General features: G+C 65.1%; 18 protein-coding genes. 10 read left to right on the top strand and 8 right to left on the bottom strand.

Annotated features, from left to right (window positions below):
• Positions 1–5: 5 nt before the first annotated feature.
• Both LZC95_22750 and LZC95_22755 read left to right on the top strand, forming a co-directional pair.
• On the top strand, positions 6–224 hold the full coding sequence (locus LZC95_22750) for a hypothetical protein (protein ID WXA99622.1): 219 nt from the start codon (positions 6–8) through the stop codon (positions 222–224).
• Between the two features lie 28 nt (positions 225–252).
• On the top strand, positions 253–1,590 hold the full coding sequence (locus tag LZC95_22755; GenBank protein ID WXA99623.1) for a serine protease: 1,338 nt from the start codon (positions 253–255) through the stop codon (positions 1,588–1,590).
• On the opposite strand, the gene LZC95_22760 is transcribed toward LZC95_22755, so the two are convergent.
• The 6 genes from LZC95_22760 to LZC95_22785 are packed head-to-tail and all read right to left on the bottom strand — an operon-like array spanning position 1,544 to position 7,939.
• Positions 1,544–2,275, bottom strand: a complete 732-nt coding sequence (locus LZC95_22760) for an amidohydrolase family protein (GenBank protein ID WXA99624.1) — start codon at positions 2,273–2,275, stop codon at positions 1,544–1,546. The two genes, LZC95_22755 and LZC95_22760, sit on opposite strands and share 47 nt — an antisense overlap.
• Positions 2,272–2,868 carry a hypothetical protein gene (locus tag LZC95_22765; protein ID WXA99625.1) on the bottom strand — a complete coding sequence of 199 codons (597 nt, stop codon included), beginning with the start codon at positions 2,866–2,868 and terminating at the stop codon, positions 2,272–2,274. The genes LZC95_22760 and LZC95_22765 overlap by 4 nt, the downstream gene beginning before the upstream one ends.
• On the bottom strand, positions 2,868–3,953 hold the full coding sequence (locus LZC95_22770; GenBank protein ID WXA99626.1) for an aminotransferase class I/II-fold pyridoxal phosphate-dependent enzyme: 1,086 nt from the start codon (positions 3,951–3,953) through the stop codon (positions 2,868–2,870). Before LZC95_22770 ends, LZC95_22765 begins: the two co-directional genes overlap by 1 nt.
• The gene (locus LZC95_22775) at positions 3,954–5,900 is read right to left on the bottom strand and encodes a hypothetical protein (protein ID WXA99627.1); all 1,947 of its coding nucleotides are present in this window, start codon (positions 5,898–5,900) and stop codon (positions 3,954–3,956) included.
• Between the two features lie 14 nt (positions 5,901–5,914).
• Positions 5,915–7,258 carry a hypothetical protein gene (locus tag LZC95_22780; GenBank protein WXA99628.1) on the bottom strand — a complete coding sequence of 448 codons (1,344 nt, stop codon included), beginning with the start codon at positions 7,256–7,258 and terminating at the stop codon, positions 5,915–5,917.
• Between the two features lie 3 nt (positions 7,259–7,261).
• Positions 7,262–7,939 (bottom strand): hypothetical protein, encoded by a 678-nt coding sequence (locus tag LZC95_22785; GenBank protein WXA99629.1) that lies wholly within the window; start codon positions 7,937–7,939, stop codon positions 7,262–7,264.
• 244 nt (positions 7,940–8,183) lie between these two features.
• Here LZC95_22785 and LZC95_22790 point away from each other — a divergent pair, with 244 nt between their 5' ends.
• The gene (locus LZC95_22790) at positions 8,184–8,951 is read left to right on the top strand and encodes a hypothetical protein (GenBank protein WXA99630.1); all 768 of its coding nucleotides are present in this window, start codon (positions 8,184–8,186) and stop codon (positions 8,949–8,951) included.
• A gap of 6 nt (positions 8,952–8,957) precedes the next feature.
• On the opposite strand, the gene LZC95_22795 is transcribed toward LZC95_22790, so the two are convergent.
• Positions 8,958–10,277 (bottom strand): sigma 54-interacting transcriptional regulator, encoded by a 1,320-nt coding sequence (locus LZC95_22795; GenBank protein WXA99631.1) that lies wholly within the window; start codon positions 10,275–10,277, stop codon positions 8,958–8,960.
• Positions 10,278–10,702: 425 nt separating this feature from the next.
• Positions 10,703–13,801: an SNF2 family helicase gene (locus LZC95_22800; GenBank protein ID WXA99632.1), complete on the bottom strand. Its 3,099-nt coding sequence runs from the start codon at positions 13,799–13,801 to the stop codon at positions 10,703–10,705.
• Between the two features lie 1,002 nt (positions 13,802–14,803).
• Between LZC95_22800 and LZC95_22805 the strand changes: the two genes are divergently transcribed.
• From LZC95_22805 to LZC95_22835, 7 genes are read left to right on the top strand one after another with little or no spacing between them, the layout of a single operon-like run.
• A complete protein-coding gene (locus LZC95_22805; GenBank protein WXA99633.1) occupies positions 14,804–15,703 on the top strand; it encodes an SDR family NAD(P)-dependent oxidoreductase in 900 nt (299 codons plus the stop codon).
• Positions 15,700–16,509 (top strand): hypothetical protein, encoded by an 810-nt coding sequence (locus LZC95_22810; GenBank protein ID WXA99634.1) that lies wholly within the window; start codon positions 15,700–15,702, stop codon positions 16,507–16,509. Before LZC95_22805 ends, LZC95_22810 begins: the two co-directional genes overlap by 4 nt.
• The gene (locus LZC95_22815; protein WXA99635.1) at positions 16,506–17,252 is read left to right on the top strand and encodes an ATP-binding cassette domain-containing protein; all 747 of its coding nucleotides are present in this window, start codon (positions 16,506–16,508) and stop codon (positions 17,250–17,252) included. Before LZC95_22810 ends, LZC95_22815 begins: the two co-directional genes overlap by 4 nt.
• Positions 17,249–17,551, top strand: coding sequence for a hypothetical protein (locus tag LZC95_22820; GenBank protein ID WXA99636.1), 303 nt, complete (start codon positions 17,249–17,251; stop codon positions 17,549–17,551). The genes LZC95_22815 and LZC95_22820 overlap by 4 nt, the downstream gene beginning before the upstream one ends.
• A gap of 37 nt (positions 17,552–17,588) precedes the next feature.
• Positions 17,589–18,416, top strand: coding sequence for an ABC transporter permease (locus LZC95_22825; protein ID WXA99637.1), 828 nt, complete (start codon positions 17,589–17,591; stop codon positions 18,414–18,416).
• A 3-nt stretch (positions 18,417–18,419) separates the two neighbouring features.
• Positions 18,420–19,259: an ABC transporter permease gene (locus LZC95_22830; GenBank protein ID WXA99638.1), complete on the top strand. Its 840-nt coding sequence runs from the start codon at positions 18,420–18,422 to the stop codon at positions 19,257–19,259.
• A 3-nt stretch (positions 19,260–19,262) separates the two neighbouring features.
• A complete protein-coding gene (locus tag LZC95_22835) occupies positions 19,263–20,006 on the top strand; it encodes an ATP-binding cassette domain-containing protein (GenBank protein ID WXA99639.1) in 744 nt (247 codons plus the stop codon).
• Positions 20,007–20,008 lie beyond the last annotated feature (2 nt).

Consider the following 20,008-nt stretch of genomic DNA (forward strand, 5'->3'; position numbering starts at 1 on the left):
GGACCATGAGAATCCGCAGTCGTATTCCCCTGTTTCGCCGGCGACCTCGATACGGTCGCCCATTCTTCCGAGGCCCTCGCTTCTATCTGTTCGACGACCCGCTCTACGCTTGGCCGCCGATCGAAGACCTGGACGATCTCGACGAGATCGAACAAGAACTCGACGAGTTGGACGCGATCGACGACTTCGACGGCCTCCCGAGGCGAAACATGCTTCGCCGATGACTCGAGTTTTGGACGCCATGGGAAACCAATGATGACGAACATCCCTTCCGAACGAGACTTGATCGACGCGCGCATCGACGTCCACGCGCAAAGGGCACTCCGCCGGCTTTTCGGAGGAGATATCGACGCCCGCGAGGACGCGCGCGAAATGCTTTCCGCGGTCAAGGCCGGAACCCTCGCGGGAATCTACATCGTGAATCAACGAGTGCCCGCTCTGCGCCTGCAGAAGCTCGGCACGGGCTGGTGGCAGGCCATTCCTCCAAATCGAGATGCCGTCGTCGTTCTCGATCCGGCGAACCTCGCAACCGGAGCACCACTCATTGCATTTCGCGACAGCGTGAAAGCCAATGCCTCACGCCTCGACCCGGCACTCCGGGAGGCTTGGACCATCGCACGGCGCTTCGGTCGCGGAGAATTCGCCCGGTGCGATCTCGACTCAGGCCTTTCGACCGAGAGCACGACTCGGGCGCCTCAGAGACGGGTCAAGGGAACGATTCCAGGGTTGTGCGAACCCCGTAAGGTCGACCCCTGCAAGAACCCAACGACTCCATCGAGGACGTGCAGCCGGCATGATCCTTACCCCGAGGACCGCGTCGTTCGACCTTGGATCTGCCGCCTCGAGGTAACCTTCCGTTGGAGCGTTGCCGGCCTCCGTCCGCGGTGGGAGCAAAGGACTGACAGGGGAACGGGCATCCTCGTCAGTCCAAGGCACGTATTGACGGCCGCGCACGGGCTGTTCGTCCGAGCCGGGCACTACGACAATCCCAAGAACGAGGAGCCGGTGCTCGCGAAAGCCGACGATATCCGTATTTACCCAGGAGATGACGATCGACGGCCGGTCGAGGCGCTGACCGCGGCGAAGCTCCGTGTGTCCGCCGCATGGAACCGATCGATAGCGTCCGCCGCGGGGCCTCCGCCCGCGGCGGATTATGGCCTCATCACGCTCGAGAAGCCGGTTCCACGGTCGGCGGCGCCCAGATGGCAGTTCGCCGGCTTGCCTCTGTTGCCGTCTTCGCCGGTGAGGACCGGCGGCTACACCGACGAATGCTGCTTCGACGGCCGTTGCGCTGGACGGCAGACGTACCGCACGGGCGTCGTTCTCGGAGGCGATGTTCTTCCTATCGTGAGGCTCGAGTTGCCATCCGCGCACGGCCATAGCGGGAGCCCCGTTTGGACCATGGAGAAGGACCAGGCCGTCCTTCGCGGAGTCCTGGTCCGCAAGTTGGAAAGAAACTGCTCGCAGGCACTCGACCTGACCCCCGGACTTTGGAAAGAGGTTTCCACCTGGATCCAAGCGGACAATGGCGCACGCCGAGCGATTACGTCTTTCGCTCAATCAACCGCAGCAAATTACCGCCGGCGATGAGCCGTTCGTCGGCGGGTGGCAGGCCCAGTGCGCGGATCTTGGCCAGCTCGATGCCGGGATGGAGCCACGGCCCGTCGCTGCCAAAGAGCACTTTGCTCGGCCCGGCGCGTGTGACGGCGGCCTCCAACAAATCGAATCGACGTACCCCCGATGTGTCGGTGTACACGTTGGGAAGACGCGGCAGCTTGTCGATCAAGGAAACCTGTGCGCGGTAGTCGTCGGCAAAGCTGCCGAGGTGCGGAATGATGAAATTGACCTCGGGGTACTCGGGGGCGAGTAAATCCAATATGGTCACGTCGCCCATGACGTCATAAAGGATGGGTATACCGAAGCTTCGAGCCACCTCGCACACTTCGCGGGTGATGCGTCCGTCGTGCTGGTGCACCTTGATGCCGCGAAAGCCGTAGCGCTCCACGGCCTCGCCCACCAGGCGGCGCACGTTGCCGACATCGCTCTTCGGATTGACGAAGGCAAACCCGATGAGACGCCCCTCGTGCTTGGCCACGATGCGCGCCACCTCGCGGTTGGCGGCCTCGTAATCGGAGTGAAACGCGGAGAACACGACGGTGCGCGTGATGCCGGCTTCCGAAGCGCGCGCCAAGTAGCGCTCCAGAGGCGCCGTCGTGTCCCACGGTCCGGTGAAGCCATCTCCCTTGCCGGCGTGGCAGTGGCAATCGATGATCATACGAGCTCGTCGTCGTAAAAACGCCGCCGCCGAGCCCATCGCGCACGCCGGCGCGCCCAGCGCGCGCGGTACTCGAATTCGCCCTCGGGCGGCGCATCTCCCGGGGGCTCCGCCTGCGCGGGCTCCGCATCGGGCGGCGGCTCTTCGGGCGGCGCGGGCTCTGCAACTGCGGCGGGTTCCGCAACGGGGGGCTCGGCCACGACGGGCGGCGGCGGTTCGGGAGGCGGTACCGTCCAGGGATACGAACCGAAAATCCACGGCAAGCTCGGAGCCGAAACGCCGGTGCGGTAGATCCACGGGCGCACGACGCGCGACACCGATGGGGCGCCGCCGCGAAAGAGCCACGAGCGCGGGTAGGCGCGCCCCACCACGCGGCGCCCGAAGATCCACGGCCTCGCGTAACGCGTGCCCCGGGACCACGGTGCGTAACGACCGCCCCGGGCGTAACCCCGCGCAAAGCTTCGCCGGATCAGCGGCGTTCGAAATCGGAGGACGGGGCGCCGCCGGCGCAAGAGACGCCGCACGGCGGCGCGCACGGGCCGCGCCCCACGAACGACGCGAACCTCCTCTTCTCGTTCTGCGTAATTGCTCATCACCATGGCCTTCTTTCCCCGCTGGTCAGGCGGCGACATGTCCGTAAAACCCGTGTGAAGGTCGTAAGTCCGTATTCGATGTCCTCGAAGCTGTGGTCCGCCCGAAGAAGAAATGTGATCGACGTACGCGCCCCGCAACGCGATTGCTGCGGCACCGCATGCACACCGCGCCGCGCGAGCTCCTCGTAAAGGCGACGGGCCTGCTGCCGATCGTCGAGCCAGCATCGCTGCACGGGGAAGGCGTATTCCGCACTAGATGCGGCGACGCCCCACGCGGCGGCGCATGCTCGGAAGTGCGAGACGCGCCGTGCGAGGCGATGGCGCAAGCGATCGCCCTCGCGGGCATTCGTGTCGCATGCCGCCTTCGCCGCGGCGAGGCTCGCTGCCGATGGCGGGCTCGCATAGACGCGCGTCTCGCTCTGCCGTTGCAAACGCAGGATCCGCTCGCGTGCACCGGCCACGACGCAGAGAGGCGCTCCAAAGGCCTTGGCGAGCGAGGCCACCATCACCGTATCGGCGCCGCGGATGCCTTGCGCCAGCAGGCTTCCGCCACCCCCCGGCCCGAGCAGTCCGAACGCCTGCGTATCTTCCACCAGGAGCACTCCGCCATGCGCCCGGGCCATCTCCGCGTATTGCGCGAGCGGTGCCGCCCGCCCGCAGCCCGGGCAGAACCCATCGGCCGCAATCCACAGCCGTCCCGCACACGGATGATCGCGAAGCAACCGCGCCAGCGCACCCGGATCGTGATGGGCGAAGCGGCGGCGGGACACGCCCCTTCGCAAGCCGGCCATCTCGATCCCCCATTGCATGATGGGATAAATCCCGTCGTCGTACACCACGAGATCGTTCGGGCCTCCGGCGTGCTGAAAGAGGTCCCAAAACAGATGCAACGTGGACGGGAACACCGCCGCATGCTCCGCGCCGGCAAGCTGCGCGATCGACCTCGCCACGGCGGCGGCGCCAGGCGGCTCCCGCAAGATCGCGGGGGCCCCGGTGGTCAGCTCCGGCCATGCCTCCAACTCGGCGCTCGCGTGGCGAAAACCGAGGTAGAGCGCCGACGCGAAATCGATGCATGCATTCTGCATTCACTTGACGGCCTGCTGCGTGAGAAGCCGGTTGCGCAGGTGGAACGAGGGCGGCAGGTACCGCTCCGTCGCCTGGCGCTGATCGGTGAGCTCCGCGGTGAGATCGATGCCCGTCACCGCGCGGTACGCGTGAATGTAGCCCTGGATCTCGGCGCGCCAATACCGCGCCCAGTTCGCCGCGCTGTTCGGCGTATTTTCCAGACTCCACGCGCCGTAGCGAATCGACAGCACGATCTGTTCGCCAAACACGGCGAGATCCCGGAAGTGCACCACGCTGGCGTCGGTCCAGCCCTTGAGCACCTTGACGGCATCGACCCGGTCCATCCACCGCTCCGGGTACGGCACCATCACGCGCCCGCCGAGAAATTCGCGCATCTCCGGCCGCGATAGGATGTACTGCTGCATCAGCATTTCCTGCCGCCCGCTGGCCGGCAAGTCGCCGAATTGATTGTGCGCCCCGTGGGCCAGCACATAATGCGTCTCCTTGATGGCATTCAGAATGGGGAAGCCGTCCGCCACCACGGTAGTGTCGTCGTCCTCGCGGTAGAACTTGGTGCATCGGTGCAGCAGATTGTGGAACGACTCGAGGAACTTCGAGCGCCGGTCGATGGTCCGCAGGTCCTTCATCACCTTGCCGTGCAACGTAAATCCGTAGTGGTGCTCGTACTCGTGGCCACGCCGCAGCACGCTCAGGCGATTGGGCTCGTCCTGGACGAAGCCCCAGAGCAGCTGGCTCAGAGGCCGCAGTGGGTCGATTTCCAAGTTGGCCAGCGGATCGCGACCGTTGGGACCGCGCACGTTCTGGAAGCGCTGCGTAATGGCGTTCATGGTCTGCACGAGCATTCCCTCCTCGTGCCAGTACGACCAAATGAGCTCGAGCATGCACGGGAATACCAACTTGTTCTGCAGGTATCCGCACTGGTCGTCCACGATGCCGGAGTACGACGAGCGCGGCCCGGAGAGATCGCCGAGTTTGCGCCGGATGATATCCAAGTAAGGAAGAATGAGCGCCTGCCCGTCATCGCCCTCGGAAGCGATGGGAATCAGGTAATCGCTCCACATTTCCTCGAACTTCTTGGGCAAGGTGTGGCCGAATCGCGCCTCCTCCTCGGCCAAGTCGAGCTCCAGAGGCTCGCTGGGGAGGACGCCGCAGCGGGTCATCACGAAGACCTCGGTCGCGAACTTCAACACCCGGTATGGGCCATAATTGGAAATCATCCACGCCGTTTCGCCGGACAGGTCCCATTCGTGCTTGTGCTTTCCCCGTCCATTTCCGCGTTTGTGCGGCGGCCGGCGCGCGAGAAAGGCCTCGACGAATTTCTCGTAGACATCGTACTGCAGCTGGCTCGTGCTCGCGCGAATGGCAATCCACAAGATTTCGTCCTTGGTTGGCGGCACGTGCGCGCGTCCCAGGGTCACGGCCACCGGCGTGGGCTGCACCACCGGCCCGGGCGCGCTTCCCGTGAAGGAAACGAAGGCCACGGGCGGAAGGTCCTTCACCTGCACCAGCGAATGCTCGGAGCTCTCCAGGACCTGCCCGCGCCTTCGCACCGCGCGAATGTCGTAAAAGCCCTTTTCGATGCGCCCGGTGTTCAAGCGGATGGCCGAATTTTCCGGGTGCAAAGGCTCCCAGAGCTGCTCCGGCAAGGGGGCCCATTCGGACTTGGCAGCCTCTCCCGCTCTGTCCCCTTGGTCGGCGTCGTCGGTGTGTTTGCGAATTTGCCATTCGAATGGCTTGCCCACGGCCACCGTGCCGCCGGTTTCGTCGACAATCATGAACATACGAACGGGGTCGCCGTCGTTCGTGTCCTTTTTGGGATAGATATGCAGCCCCTCGCACTTTTCCAACTTCGCCGTTTGACCCGATTGGTCCGGCGTCTGTCCCGTCTGCTGGCTCTGTCCCGTCTGTCCCGTCTGTTCTGCTTTCTCGCCGTTTTGCGCTGTCATGTTCTGGTCCTCCTCTACCGAATCGCTTGTTCTGGAAAACGCGCCGTCTCCCGCACGACGGCGCCGGCCCCGTTGCTCTTGATGCCCGCGCAGACTTCGCCGGCGTCGACGGTGCTCCGCCACGCCCAGTGCCGGAGCAGTTTCGCAAGCAGATCGCCTTCGCGCTCCGGCGTGATGGCTCCGCGCACGCGCGCTTGTCCGATCACGGCGAACGCCAACGTCGGCGGCGCGCGCAAGAGCCGGCTCGGAGTCCCACGCCAAGTACGAAGAAACGTGGCGAGTCGGTCCGGGCATCGCTCTTCGGTCGCGAGAACGTCCTTCAGCGATTTGCCCCGGAGCGCCGGAGGACAATGGTGCACCAGGAGGCCCACGAACTCCGGCATGCACTGCTCCACCGCGGCGAAAATCTCCCGCCGCGAACCATCGAGTCGATCCGTTGGATAGAGCGATGTCCAGAGTTCATCCAGATCGTGCCAACCGGAATGCGGATAAAGCGCATTTCCAATGGCCGCGCTCAATTTGACCCGGAGATACGGCGTGGGGTGCGGATCGTCGGGGTTGATGCGAAACACGAAGGGCGGCGGCAGGCTCACCACCCCCATGAGGCCCGCCGTGGAGGTGATGCCCACTTTGGCGATGGACCAGAGGTCGGCCACGATCTCCGAGATCCAGCGGCTCCAGAGCCGCCACGTCTCCGCCGACGTCCCCGCGGGCGGCGGTGTCTCGCGCAGCTCCTTGCGCAACGACGGCACGAGGCCGAGAAGCGCAGCGCCCTGGTGCCCCACCTCGTGAACCAGCGACGATGCGAGGCTGCTGCTGATCATGCGCTCGCGCGGCAGGCGCACGATGGCGATGGGGTTCTCCTCGCCGCCGGGCAGGCGCGTCCTGGCACGGCGGATGGCCGCCCCAGGACCGCGGGCGAGGTAGCAGATGACCGGCGGCGGATCGATGTAGCCGGGAAGCGCGAGGGCATCACGGCACACCACGTCGAGCCCACTGAGCCACACGCCGGTCTCCGCTTCACTGCGCTGGCTGAGCGCCTCGCTGAAGATGTCGACGTGCGAGAGCACGGCATTGAAGCGGAGTCGCACGAACGTAAAGCGCCTTTGGCATTCCGAGGGCGTTGCACGCGCTCCTTCCGGCCCCTCCAGCCAATCGAGGTACTCGAGCACACGGTTTCTCATGCGGCGGACACCGCGCGAAAGGTGCCGCTCGATGGCCGCCTGCGCCTCGACGCCGAGGGCCGCCGCCGGCACCATCGTCTCCTGCAGGGCAAACGACTTGATCCGCGAAAGCCGGTTCAAGAGCGCGCGCGCTTCCTGCGCGAGCATCCACGATGCGGAGAGGCCGGAGGCCATCGGTCATGCTCCGTAAAGGACGATTTGGTTTCCTTTGCGCACCCAGCGCCCGCTCGCGCCGGCCGCGGCACCTGGCGAAGTGGCACGACCATGTCCATTGGAGAGCCCCGCATGGGCGAGAATGCCCGGCGCATATTTGTGGGCCGCCTGGGTGATGGCCTGCGTGGCCACGCTCTTCGGGTCCGCGCCCGCGGGTGCGTTGAGGGCCGAATTCGCCGCATCGGCCGCAAAGCGCACGAACTGCTTGGCCAATTCGAATTCGCTGTCCTCGAGGCTGAGGCCCTCGAGCTCCAGCCCGAACATCGAGCCTGCGGCGGAGGCCACCTGGCTTCCAATCTGGCCGCCGATGCCCGGCGCAATCCAGTTGCCCAGCGCGCGCCCGGCCACGGGGAGCGCCCTTTTCGCGACGCCTTTGAGCGCACCGCCGAGCTGCCGGCCAATGGGCGAGTTGATGGCTTTTCCGGCCAGGCTGCCGACGGTTTTGACCAACCCGCCGAGAAACTGCTCCAGCTCCTGCTCGTTGGAAATACCGAGCATTTCGCTGGCCAGCTCGTTCAATTCGTCTTCGTGGAATATTTCCTTTTCGCCCTCGCCCTGAAACTCCGATTCGCCCTCGTTCTGGAATTCGAGAAACTCGGTTTCCATATGGGTACGCCCCATCGTTCGATCGAGATCGTGCATGACTCGCGCTCCCTTCTTTCTATGGACGTGCTCACCGCCGTCGCACGAGCGAGAGTTCACGGTACGTGCCAATCGTCGATGATCGGGATTTACCCATTTCATGGTGCCCGAGCAACGAAGCGCACTTCGTCGGAGGCCTCCCGGGCACGAAGCACCGTTCGCTCGGCGGTCACGCGCGCACGCGAATCGCGCGAACGGCTACTGGCATATCGACTGCTTGGCGTCGTTTCGGAGGACGACGATCATGACCTTTGCACCGTATCGTAATGAAAGCGAGACCGAGGCCGAGCTGGCCGCGGAGCTCTTGGAGATACAAAGCGAGGAGGAGCTCGACCATTTCATTCCGCTGCTCCTGCCTGCGCTCAAGCTGGCCGCACCGCTCTTGGGCAAGGTGGCGGGGCCTCTGTTCAAAGGCCTGGCGGGCAAGGCCCTCCCCTTTCTACAGGGCGGACGGCGACGACGCAGACCGCCGCCGCAGGATCAATTCTTGGGCAAGATCATCGGGGGCCTGTTCGGCGAGCTCGAGGCCGAAAACGAAGAGGAAGAGCAATTCCTCGGCAAGATCCTCGGCGGCTTGCTCGGCCAGGGCGAGGTGGAGACGCGCGAGCAGGAGCAATTCCTCGGGAAGATCCTGGGCGGGCTGTTCGGCGAGGTCGGCGATCGCGAGGTTCAGGAGCAGTTCCTCGGTGGCATTTTCAAACGGCTCTTCGGCGGGCGCGAGCTCGAGGCCGAAACCGGGGCGCCGGGCCAGCCGGAGCAGCGCGCGCGTCGGTTCGTGCGGCTGGCACGCCGGGCGGCGCGCCGTGCGGGCCTCGAGATCGCGTCGCGCCTGGAGGCCGGGCACCGCCTCACCGAGAAGGAGGCGCGCAAGATCGTGCTTCGCGCCATCGTGCAGACTTCGGGAAGGCCGGGCCACGCCCCCAATGGCCGCGGCACTCACGCCGGCCACGCAGGCCACACGGGCCGCGCAACCTGGGTGCGGCAGGGCGATCGCCTCATTTTCACGATGTAAGGGACCCTAGTCTTGCCGCTTCGCGAGCTCCATCTGGAGCGCGCGATCGGTCACCTTGAGCATCTTGGCGGCGCGCGGCACGTTCCGCGCGGCCGCCGAGAGCGCCGCGCGAATCGCAGCCTCACGCGCAACCTGGCTGATCTCCTTGAGGCCGAACCCGCGCTGCACTGCCTCTTCGACGGCACTGTCGAGTCGTTGCTCGGCGCGCTCCGATGCCGGCGGAAGGTCGTCCGGCGGAATGTCGCCCGCGGTGAGCGGCCCCACGCCCACGTGGCGCGCGCAGAGGCGCTCGACGACCTGCCGCAGCTCCCGCACGTTGCCCGGATAGTCGCGCCTCAGCAAAAACTCGCAGACCCGCTCGTCGAGAATCACATTCCGCCTTTCCCGCTTGTCCAGGGACAGCTGAGCAAAATGTTCGGCCAGCGGCAGAATGTGCTCGCGGCGTTCACGGAGCGGCGGAAGGCGGAAAGTCCAAGTGCCAATCCGATAGAAGAAGTCGGCCCGAAAGCCCTTTCGCTCCACCTCGGCGGGCAAATCGCGATTGGTCGCGCTGATCAAACGAAAATCGATTTCGAACCATTGGTTGCCGCCCACGCGTTTGTACGTGCGCTCTTGCACCACGCGCAGAAGCTGCGCCTGCAAGGCCTCGGGTAGCTCCCCCACCTCGTCGAGAAAGAGCGTGCCCTTGTGGGCCAGCGCAAAGGCCCCGTCGCGCCGGCTCGCCGCGCCCGTGAAGGCGCCGCGCTCGTGCCCGAAAAATTCGCTCCCCGAGAGCTCGGGCACGATGGTCGCCGAATCGACGGTGATCAATTCGCCTTTGTCCGGCCGCCGATCCAATGAATGAATCAGCCGCGCGACCTGCTCTTTGCCGGTACCGCTCTCGCCCAAGAGCAGCACCGACGTCGTGGTGAACACCGCCACCTCGACGATTTGCCGGAGCACCTGCCGCAGCACCGGGCTTCCCCCGACGACGTACGACGAAACCAATGGCGACTCCAAGAGGCGGTCGACCTCGTTCCATCGCTCCCAGCGCGCGGCAATCACGGCTGCGACGTCGTCGGGTTGCCAGACGACGACCTCCTTCGCCCCGGCCGCGAGCAAACGCCAGGTTTTTCCCGCGGAAAGTGCGTCCGCGTGCAGCGCAATGGCAATGATGCGCGCGCCGCTTGCGTGACTCCACTCCCGCAGCGCAGCCTCCAGCTCCGGGCCCACCACGTCGAAGAGAAGCAACCCGACCTGCGGCGTGCCATCGTCTTCCACGATATGCACGCCGCGCCGCTCGAGATCTTCGCGCACGGCCGGCACGGTTGCCGACGAACGAACCATCGATCGAAGCCAAACCGAGAGCATGAGCCGCCCCCCCTCATTCGAGAACGTGCCCGAATTAGGATTAGACCGGCGGCCAGCCCTGTCTTGTCATCCGACTCGACGACACGCGATCGTGCGTGTGACGCTAACGCGCAGAGCCTTCGAGCAACTTCCTGAGTGCGCGCATGAAGCTCAATTCAGGTTGGACGGGTTGGACGGGTCGAATCACCTCGGGACGGCGCAAGCGCGTCTCCGTCGTCCAAGAAATGTCGTTTGCCGGATCCAATTCATAGGGATTCGGCTCTTTTTCGCCCATATCACGCCATGGGCCAGCGCTATCGCTCCGTTTCATACCCCGTTGATAGGGCCGATGGCGGAGCGACAGCGATCCATTGTGCATTTACCCCATGTGCCAAACATGGGTCGGGCACACTCGTTGGGGCTTAGTCGTCGAACTTGAAGAGATCTTCCAGGTCCGTCTTCGTGAGCTTCTTCGCGCCGCCGACGTCCTCGCTCAGAACGGCGCCAACGAGCTCGCGCTTCTTGGCGCCCAATTCGAGGATCTTCTCCTCGATGGTGCCCTTCGCGATGAGCCGGTACGTCGTCACCACCTTGGTCTGGCCAATGCGGTGGGCGCGGTCGGTTGCCTGATCCTCCACGGCCGGATTCCACCACGGGTCGAAGTGGATGACCGTATCGGCTGCGGTAAGGTTCAAACCGCTTCCGCCAGCCTTGAGCGAGATGAGGAACACGGGCGGGCCGTCCTCGTCCTGGAAGCGCTCGACCACCGCCTGGCGATCGCGCGTGGAGCCATCCAGGTACTCGTAGGCCACGCCGTCTTCATCCATGGCGCGCCGGATGATGGAGAGCATCGATACGAACTGGCTGAACACCAAGACGCGGTGCCCGCCGGCAACGCACGTCTCGATGAGATCGCGTAAAGCCACGAGCTTGCCCGAGTCCACGTCGCCGAATTCGCGCGGCAGGCCCAGCAAGCGCGGATCGCACGCCGCCTGGCGCAGCCGGGTGAGGCCCGCGAGGATCTGAATGTGGCTCTTGGCCATGCCCTGGCGTTCCACCTCGCCCATGACCTGCGCCCGCACCTCCTTGAGCACGGCCGAATACAAGGCGGCCTGCTCGCCGGTGAGTTCGCAAACCTGGTCCGTCTCGATCTTGTCCGGGAGCTCCTTGAGCACTTCGGACTTCGTACGGCGCAGGATGAAAGGGTGAATCGTGGCGCGCAGCCGTTGAGCGGCCTTGGAATCGCCATTGTCGATGGGCCGGGAGTAACGCTCCTCGAACTTGTCGAGCGGCCCGAGAAGGCCCGGGCTGACGAAGTCGAAGATCGACCAAATCTCGGAGAGGCGGTTCTCGATCGGGGTACCCGAAAGGGCCAGCCGCCGCGCCGCATTCAGCCGCTTGGCCGCACGCGCCGTCGCCGACAGCGGGTTCTTGATCTGCTGCGCCTCGTCCAAAATCGCGTAGCGGAGCTTCAGCTTGGCCAACAGCTCTTCATCGCGGCGCAACAGCGCGTAGCTCGTGACGATGACGTCCGCGTCCTCGAGGTCGTCGATGCGCTCCTTGCGGTCGATGCCGTGCCAGAGTGCGTGCTTCAACGATGGGGCGAACTTGTCCATTTCGCGCAGCCAGTTGGTGACCACGCTGGTGGGCGCCACGATGAGCGCCTTGAAGGGGACGCCGGCCTTCTCGTCGGCCGCCTTGACGGCGAGGAGCAGCGCCAACGTCTGGATCGTCTTACCGAGACCCATGTCGTCGGCCAAGACGCCGCCGGAGCCGATTTCATGGAGGAACCAGAGCCAGTGGAAGCCTTGCTCCTGGTACGGACGCAGCGACGCCTTCAAATTGCGCGGCTTGCGAACGCCCCCGATCTCGTCGATGTCGCGCAGCTTGGTGAACAGGTCTTTGGCGCCCTCGCTCACGTTGGTGCGGCCGACCTGCTGCAGGAGCTCCTGAATGCGGCCCGCCTGCGACAGCGGAAGCCGTCCGCCCTGCCCGCCGCCGGTGGCGAGGATCTCCGCCTGGCGCAGAAGCACCGATTTCACCTTTTCGGCGTCGAGGCGTGAGAACGAGCCGTCGGCGAGGCGCACGTAGCGGCGTCCTTCGGCCAAGCAGCGCGCAAGTTCCTCTTGGGTGACCGCCACGCCCTCGCTCTCGAACGAGAGACGCAGGGAGAGCCAATCCACGCCGCTGGAGACGCGGGCGTTCGCGGTGAGCGTCTCGCCGCGGACCTGCACGTCGACCAGGTCGTCGGGAACGAAGAGGTCCCAATGCTCCGGCAAGGCGCCGATGCCCTCGGTCCAGAACTGAATCGAGTCGTCGCCGCGCGCCACGAAGCCGTTGCCCTCTTCGTCGGGCTGCAGCCCCAGCTCGCGCAAGGCCGATGCGGCCTCCTGCTGCGCAGCGATGTCACAGCGGATGCACAAGGCGCGCTTCGAGGCGCTCTGCGGCGGCTTGACGATGACCGGCGGGGTCATTCCGTCGGCGCGGACGTCGATTTCCACGTCCTCGTAGGCGGCGCGCAAGGCCACGCGGGCCTCGGTCAAGGTGCCGCCCGCACGCATGCGGAACGTCGGAACGATGTCGCGCACCTCGGCGACTTGCGAAAGCTCGGGGAGCTCGGCGCCCACTTCGAGCGCGACGCGCGGCAGGCCCTGCGCAATGAGCTGCGGCAAGTGGTCGATCGGCTCGTGGATGAACGGCGCACGCGCCAGACGGCGGATGCTCGACGGCGAGACACGCCGGTCGATCGGACGGGCTACACCCTCCTGCGCATCGACGAACCAGCCCGGGCTGCCCTCGAACCACGCGCCCTGCGCCATCGTGAATTTGCGCGGATCGCCGGGGCGCTGAAAATTCGATTTGACGAGGACCTGGGTGCCGTCTTGGCTAAGTTCCAAATCGAACCGCGGACGGAGCGGCTCGTCGCCGAAGCGAAGCTCCATCATTTGCGGCTCCACGATCACGCGGCGGCCTTTGAGGGCGGCGAGCAGATCGCACGCATCCTCGCCGCGCACCTCGATGCCCACGCGACGCGGACCCTCGGATTCGAAGCGGGCGAGCAACCGAATCGGTTCGCGATCCGGCGTGGGGCTCTGCGCCAAAAGCGGAAGGAGCGTGCTCGGAAGAAGCGCCGTGCGGGCGTTCGGATCGATCAGCGTGATGGTGAGCGACAGTGGCCGCACCTGCATACGAAACTCGATGACCTTCGGAAGCGCAGCCATCGGCTCGGGAAGCCATGCGTCGATTCCCGTGGAAACGACACCCGGGCGCTGAATCGGCGCCGCCACCGGCGCAATGCGTGCGCCCGTGGGGCTACTGCCCGCGGCCGCCGCGGCCGCCGCAGCGGCCAATTTCGCCCGACGGCGGCGTCCTCGCCGCCCCCCACCGGTCACGCCGGGCACGCCGGATTCCCCCCCTGCACCGAGCGCCGCGCCACCAGCACCGCCACCGTATGCGGGACCATGGCCATTGGCTTGATAAGTCGGAGGTTTGGGGCCCATCGGCCCACCTGGGGATTGCATCGAAAAATCTCCACGATCGCGTGAAAAGGTTGTGCGCCCGCCCTCGTAAGGGTTAGGAGCAAACTGCCGTCCGGCGTTCCCGGGATTGTCCGAGGAGGACGCGGAAGACGGCGAAGAAGACGAATAAGGGCTCGGATCGGAGTCCGGGTCGCGTTCACGCTCGCCAGAAAAGCCTCGAGGTCCGCGCGTTTGGTCCCGAAGTGCGATGAGCAGGGCCGCCACATGCTTGCAATGCCCGTTGACCTTGGGAAAGGCCGGGCAACTGCACGTGGACGTGAACCCACCGGGCGTCAGATCGAGCTGGACGCGGTAGGGCTCGGCCTCGGTTCCTCGAACCTCTCCCTTGGCGGACGAGTCTTGGATGGCGATCTCGTTGACGGCGTTCCGCCGGACGTAATCGTAACCGCGAAGAAATGCACGCGCCCCCAAAAGCCTTCGGAGTGCACGATCGTTAAGCGTGGATATCGCTTCCGTGAAGGGACTCGACAAGACCCGCCATGCGCGCAATACGAGCGCGCCCTTTCTTTCTCGGAATCGGCCGCGCAACGCACCAGCACTCACCAGGAGACCCGGAGGCCCAGAAGAGCGGTGGGGGAACGGACCGTTTTGTCATTTCATAGGCTCGCGCAATTCAATGGAGCGAGCGTTTCACCATCTTATGGCCGCATCCCTTGCAAAAAAGGAAACCGCCGAAGGGCCGACCGCATGCCCGGGAAAAAAAAGAGCGGTCACTGGATATTCTAGGGGGCTTTGGGACAGCGAAGCCCCAAAAGTGAACTAGTTCTCTCGGGGGGCTTGGGGCGGCGGAGCCCCCCAATAACCTGACCGAGGCGGCGGAGCGCCCCCAAAACCTGACAGCGCAAGTCCCTCTTGCGAAAACGAGGGCAGAGCACGCAGAGGTTTGCGACGTCCGCGGTTTTACGCGTAGCACCGGTTTTAGACGGTGGCAACGACCAACTTGTACACGGTACCCTCGATTTCGTCGATATCTCGCTGCGAGCCATGACCGAAGGAGACACCGTGGAGTCCGAATCCTCTGCTGACCAACCCAAAACCACGGGAGAAAAGGCAACACGCGACAACTTGGGCGGTAAAACCGCCATCGTCACGGGCGCATCCGCCGGTATCGGACTCTCCGTGGCGAAGAAGCTCGCCGAAGCGGGAGCGAACGTGGTGCTCGTGGCGCGCGGGCGCGAAAAGCTCGACGCAGCAGCCGCCAGCATCGGCCTCGAGCGCGCGATGTCTTTCGCAGCCGATGTATCCCATTTCGACAGCCTGCGCGAGCTGCTCCGGGTCACGCGAGAACGGTTCGGACGGATTGACATCCTCGTGAACAACGCCGGCCTCAACCACCGTGGCCCTGCAGTCGGCATATCGCCCGATACCCTCGGCGCGATCATCACGACCAACCTGACCGCACCGGTTTTCCTCAGCCGATTGGTCGCCGAGCACATGGTGCAGCAAGGTTCCGGATCCATCGTGAACGTGGCGAGCCTGGCCGGAAAAATCCCCGTCAAAGACGAAGCGGCCTATTCGGCCTCGAAAGCGGGCCTGCGCGCTTTCGGCCGGGCACTCGCGATGGAACTCGACCCGTTGGGCGTCCACGTATCGACAGTGTGCCCCGGCCCGGTCGATACCGACTTTCTGGGCGATTTGGAGCACGTACCGGATATCGTCCTATCGCAACCCATGGTGACTACCGACGACGTGGCCGATGCCGTTCTCACCTGCATCTCGAGCGGCAAACGTGAAGTGAGCCTTCCCGCCCTTTCCGGGCTACTTACGACACTCGGATACGTCTTCCCGAGCCTCGCCGCGGCAATGCATCCACTGTTCGAGCGCCGCGGCGCCGCCAATCGACGCCGCTACGTCGCAGCCCGGGCGGCCGGGAGAGTGGTATGACTTCGAAAATCTCCTTACTTGCATGTTGCATCGTTCTAATCGGGTGCAACTCCACGATTGCCGTAGGCTTGGACGAGGACGATGCCAATCGCGTCGTCGTTGCACTCGATCGCGCATCCATCGAGGCCAGCAAGGAAGCCGACCCCAATGCGGAGGGCAAATACCACGTGGTGGTGGCGCGGGAGGATTCCGGCCGCGCCCTCGCGACCTTGCGGGACGAGGAGCTGCCGCGGACGCGCTACCCGGGGCTGCTGGAAGCGATGGATAAGAACACCCTCGTGCCCAGTCAAGCCGTGGAGCATGCGCAGATCGTGGCGGGGCTCGCGGGCGATCTGCAGCGCACGCTCGAAGGTGTGGACGGCGTGCTTTCGGCGCGCGTGCACTTGAATCTTCCGGCGTCCGATCCGGTAAAAGATGCTCCGATTAAATCGTCGGCCAGCGTGCTCGTCTCCTATCGGGGGCCGACGCCGCCGCTCAGCGACATCGCGGTACAGCGCCTGGTTTCCGGCGGCGTGCCCGGGCTCGCACCGAGCGATGTGGCGGTGGTCATGCTCGCCCGCCCTGCCCTGCCGCAGGCCGCACCGGCGGGGCACGCGCTCACGCACATCGGGCCCTTCGTGATCTCGCGCGCGTCCAAGCGCATCCTCGAGGTGGCGCTTCCCATGGCGCTGGCGCTGGTGTTCGCGTTCTTCTGGTTCGTGTACTTTACAAGGTTCTCGCGGCTGCGTGCGGAGCTCGCCTCGGCAGCAGGCGGAGCGCCCATTCGAGAGGAGCCCACGGTGCGAACGAAGAAGGAGCGCGCGTGATCGAGATCCGAGGCCTCACGAAACACGCGCGCGAGCCGAGCGCCGCCCCCATCCTGCGCGACGTGAGCCTCCAGGTTCCGAAGGGGTGCCTGTATGGATTGATCGGCCCCGGCGCCGCCGGCAAGAGCGTACTCTTGAAGCTCGTCGTCGGGCTTTTGCGCGCCGATGGCGGCGAAATCCTGGTGGAGGGCGAGGACATCACGCAAATGTCCGAGCTGCGGCTGCAGGCGGTGCGCACCAAGTTCGGGATGCTCTTTCAGAACAATGCGCTGTTCGATCATTTGTCCGTGGCGGACAACATTGCATTCCCGCTGCGCCGGTTGTTCTCGCTTTCGGAGGACGAGGTCGCGGCGCGCGTAGCCGAGCGCCTCGCGTGCGTGGCCCTCCCCGGCTTCGAGACGCGCATGCCGTCGGGACTCTCCGGTGGCCAAAAGAAGAGGGTGGGCGTGGCCCGCGCGACGGTGAGCCATGCCTCCATCGTTCTGTACGACGAGCCGGCGGCGGGGCTCGATCCGGTGACGTCGCAGAAGATCTTCGATCTGCTGCGCAGCGAGCAGCGGGCCTCGGGCGCCACCGTCATCATGGTTTCGAGCGATTTGGATCGGCTGCTCACGGTCACCGACCGTGTCGGCATGCTCTACCGAGGTCAACTCATCTTCGATGGCACGACGGAGGAAGCACGCAAGACCACCGAGCCGCGGGTGCGCCAATTCGTCCATGGGCTGACCGAGGGTCCGCTTTGAGGGGGCAGGACCTTCTCGATCTGACGAGCGTCCTTCTTTCGCTGTTCGGCTCCTCGGCCCTGGTCTTCGCCATCGTTTCCTGGGACGAACGGCGCCTTTCCGATGAACAACGCGACCGCGCATGGCCATCGTCGACCCGCCTGCTGGCGCCCCTCGCCTTCGGCCCCATGTGCCTGCCGGTCCATTTCTGGAGAACCCGGCGGAGCGCGTTGGGCACCCTTCTCGGCTTCGTTTATGGCGGGGCCGTCCTGCTCCTGAACTTCGTGTTGGTCGCGCTCCTGGAGCAGCTTCTCATTTGACTATTTGACTCGATGTCAATTCCGCTAGTCTTTGGGCATGGCAGCAGCGACGGCGCCCGATCGAGATCCTGCTCCCGGCCCGTCCCGGATCGATGCCTTTGCCGAAGGGGTTGGGCAAAGCTTCCTCTTCATCGCGGCCACCGCCGGCGGCATGGGCGTGCTCCTCGGGCAGATCGTCCGGCGCCTTTTCCCGCCGCGCATCGACAAGACGGAGCTGTGGCGCAACCTGTATAAAATGTCGGTCAAGTCGCTGCCCATCGTGGTGGTGACGGCGCTCTTCACCGGCGCCATCATGGTCATTCAGGCCGCGCCCATCGTGAAGCGCTACGGCGCCGAGGGCCTCTTGGGCTGGGGCGCCGGCTTCGGCACCCTGCGCGAAATTGCGCCGCTGCTCACCGCGCTCATGATCAGCGGCCGCGTGGGCGCGAACAACACCGCGGAGCTAGGAACCATGGTGGTCACCGAGCAGGTCGACGCCCTGCGCGCCCTGGCCATCGACCCCATCTCGTTTCTCATCCTGCCGCGCTTCATCAGCATCACCTCGACGCTCTTCATGATGACGCTCTACGCCGACTGTCTGGCGCTCATCGGCGCCTCGCTCACCGGCGACGGGCTTCTCTCCGTGTCGCCGCAAAGCTTTTACAACGGCCTGGTGGGCAGCGGCCTTCTCGGATTTGGCGACGTGGCCAATGGCCTCTTCAAGAGCATCGTGTTCGGTCTGGTCATCGCGCTTTCGAGCTGCCACTTCGGCCTGTCCACCACCGGCGGCGCCCCCGGCGTCGGCCGCTCCGTCACCGCCACGGTCGTCGCCAGCGCCGCGGGCGTCTTCATCATCGACTACCTCCTCAGCTTCATCCTGGGATAGGCCATGAGCGCGAGCACGCACCGGCAAGAGGGCAACCACGAAGAAGCCGCGCCCCGCGCCACGCCGCCATCGGGCCCCATCGCGGCCCTCGGGGCGACGGCCATCGAGTTCCTGCGCGCGGGCCTCGAGCTGTATTCCGTCTTCGTTCGCGCCCTCTACTACGTCTTCCGCGGCCGCCGCGAAAAGGGGGCCCTGGTGAAGCAGATGTTCGAGATCGGCAATCGCTCGGTCTTCTTCGTCTCCATCACCATGGGCTTCATCGGAATGATCCTCGTGTACCAATCCGGCCTGCAACTGCGCCGGGTCATTCCGGATTTCACCATGCTGGGCGCGACGTACCTGGAGCTCTTGGTGCGCGATCTCGGGCCCTCCATCGCATCGCTCATCCTCGCCACCCGCGTGGGCGCCGGCATCGCGGCCGAAATCGGCTCCATGGTGGTCACCGAGCAGGTGGACGCCCTTCGCATGTGCGCGGCCGATCCCATCGATTTTCTCGTCGTGCCGCGCTTTCTCGCGAGCCTCGTCATGACCACGATGCTCATCGTGTGGGCGAGCACCGTGGCCTTCTTCGCCGGCGCGGCCACGGCGTACTTCGCGTACGACCTGTCGTTTCAGACCTTCTTCAACGTCTCGCTCATCGACGCGGGCGACGTCATCACCGGCATGAGCAAGTGCATCGCCTACGGTGCGGCCATCCCCATCGTGAGCGGCTACTGCGGGCTGTCCACCTTCGGCGGCTCCGAGGGGGTCGGCTGGGCGACTACCCGCGCGGTGGTCAACTCGTCGCTGGCCATCATCATCCTCAACTTCTTCATCTCGGGCGCCGCCTTTTTGATTTTTTGAGCCATGATCGAGTTCAAGAACATCGCCAAATCGTTCGGGCCCAAGAAGGTCCTCGACGACGTCACCTTCTCGGTGAAGCGGGGCGAGGTCTTCTTCATCATCGGCGCCTCGGGCGTGGGCAAGAGTGTTCTCATCAAGCACCTCGTGGGCCTGCTCTACCCCGACGGCGGCGAGATCTGGCTCGACGGCCAGGAGATCAGCCAGCTCGACGAAAAGGGCATGTACCCCGTGCGGAAGAAGTGCGCGATGGTCTTCCAGCACTCCACTTTGTTCGACTCGATGACGTGCGCCGAGAACGTCGCCCTGCCCTTGCGCAAGCACAAAGGCCTCTCGGTGCGCGAGGCGCTGGAGGAAGCGCAGCGCCGCCTCGAGATCGTGCACATGGCGGAGTTCGGCGCGCGCTACCCGTCGGAGCTGGGCGACGGCATGCGCAAACGCGTGGCCATCGCGCGCGCGCTCACGCTCGATCCGGAGTTCGTCTTGTTCGACGAGCCCACCACCTCGCTCGACCCCGTGAGTGCACGCCGCGTGGACAAGTTGATTCGCGAGCTCTCCGACAAGCTGGGGGTCACGTGCGTGGTCGTGAGCCACGACTTGGTGAGCATCTTCACGATCGCCGACCGCATCGTGATGCTTTATAAAGGAAGGGTGCGTCTATTGGGCACACGGGACGACTTCAAGGGCGCGAACGACGAAGTGGTTCAACAATTCATCAATGGGCGCGCGCAAGGGCCGATGGATCTCTGAGA

The organism is Sorangiineae bacterium MSr12523, assembly GCA_037157775.1.
GTDB lineage: Bacteria > Myxococcota_A > Polyangia > Polyangiales > Polyangiaceae > Pendulispora > Pendulispora brunnea.